This window comes from Lentzea flava, from assembly GCF_014648475.1.
In the GTDB taxonomy this organism is placed as follows: Bacteria; Actinomycetota; Actinomycetes; order Mycobacteriales; family Pseudonocardiaceae; genus Lentzea; species Lentzea flava.
Window position 1 is genome coordinate 1 of record NZ_BMRE01000163.1, and the last position, 700, is coordinate 700.

A 700-nucleotide genomic window follows, 5' to 3' on the forward strand; every position below is an offset into this window, starting at 1 on the left:
AGCTGGAGCAGCTGCGGGCCGAGAACCTGCGGCTGTCGGCGAAGGTTGCCTACCTGGAAAAAATGCGGGCCTTGAGGGAGCAGGGGCGAGGGTGAAAACCCAGGTCATCGCCGCCCTCAAGGCGCAGTTCCCGCTGCCGGTGCTACTGGCGGTCGCGGGTCTTGCCCGGTCGACGTTCTTCTACCACCAGGCCCGCCTGGCCCGGCCCGACCCGCAGGCCGGGCTCAAAGCGGCGATCACCGAGGCATTCGAGGCGGCTCGTGGCCGCTACGGGCATCGGCGCATCCACACGGTGCTGACCCGCCAGGGCTGGCGGGTGGCCAAGAAGACCGTGCGCGCGCTGATGAATGTCCTCGGCCTGGTCTGCAAGGTCCGGCGGGCACGGCGGTATCGGTCCTGGCTCGGGCAGCCCGGCGCGACCGCGGAGAACGTACTCGACCGCGAGTTCACCGCGGCCGCGCCGGACACGAAGTGGGTCACCGACGTGACCGAGTTCCGCATCGCGGGCCGCAAGCTCTACCTGTCCCCGGTGATCGACCTGTTCGACCGGTCCGTGGTGGCCTACACCTGCGGCTTTTCCCCGTCGCTGGAGCTGACGAACTCGTCGCTGCGCGCGGCGATCGCCACCCTGCCCGCCGGAGCCGCCCCGCTGGTGCACTCCGACCAGGGCTTCCAGTACCGGCACGACTCCTGGCGCACG

Annotated in this window: 1 protein-coding gene; it reads left to right on the top strand. The window is 70.3% G+C overall.

What is annotated here, in order from left to right:
• Positions 1-91: 91 nt before the first annotated feature.
• A partial coding sequence (locus tag IEZ09_RS45970) for an IS3 family transposase (protein WP_229813581.1) occupies positions 92-700 on the top strand: 609 nt, incomplete at its 3' end.